The organism is Brevibacillus sp. LEMMJ03 (assembly GCF_007197875.1).
GTDB classification, from domain to species: Bacteria; Bacillota; Bacilli; order Brevibacillales; family Brevibacillaceae; genus Brevibacillus; species Brevibacillus thermoruber.
The window spans coordinates 1-443 of sequence record NZ_VKJN01000079.1; the positions used below are offsets into that span (position 1 = coordinate 1).

Below are 443 nucleotides of genomic sequence, written 5' to 3' on the forward strand. Positions count from 1 at the left end.
TAGCCCACCGCCGCCAGCGCCACCACGCAGAACGCCAGATAAGACTGCGACGATTGCAGGCCGGCGGGCCGCGCGATGTTGCCGATGCCGTCGGGCCCGCGGGTCAGGCCGATGGCATTGATCATCACCAGGGTGACGATCTGCTGAAACGAAATCGTCACCATCGCGAGGTAATGCCCGCCGAGCCGCAGCGTCGAGGCGCCGAGCACGGCACCGGCGCCGAGCGCGAACACCGCGCCGGCACCGACGCAAAGCCAGAAGTCGAGGTGATAGGCCGTGGTGCCGAGCGCCACCGCATAGGCACCGAAGACGAAGAAGGCGGCCTGGGCGAGGTTGATCTGGCCGAACCAGCCGAGCACGACGCAGAGCCCGAACACCGCGATCGCGAAGGTCGACGCCTGCATCAGGATGTTGATGACGTAGCCGTCGAGCGGCACCGTCGC

At 67.5% G+C, this 443-nt stretch carries 1 protein-coding gene; it reads right to left on the reverse strand.

Annotated elements, in window-relative coordinates; all coding sequences use genetic code 11:
- On the reverse strand, window positions 1–443 hold a 443-nt coding region (locus FOI68_RS22880), incomplete at both ends, for a branched-chain amino acid ABC transporter permease (protein ID WP_143864427.1).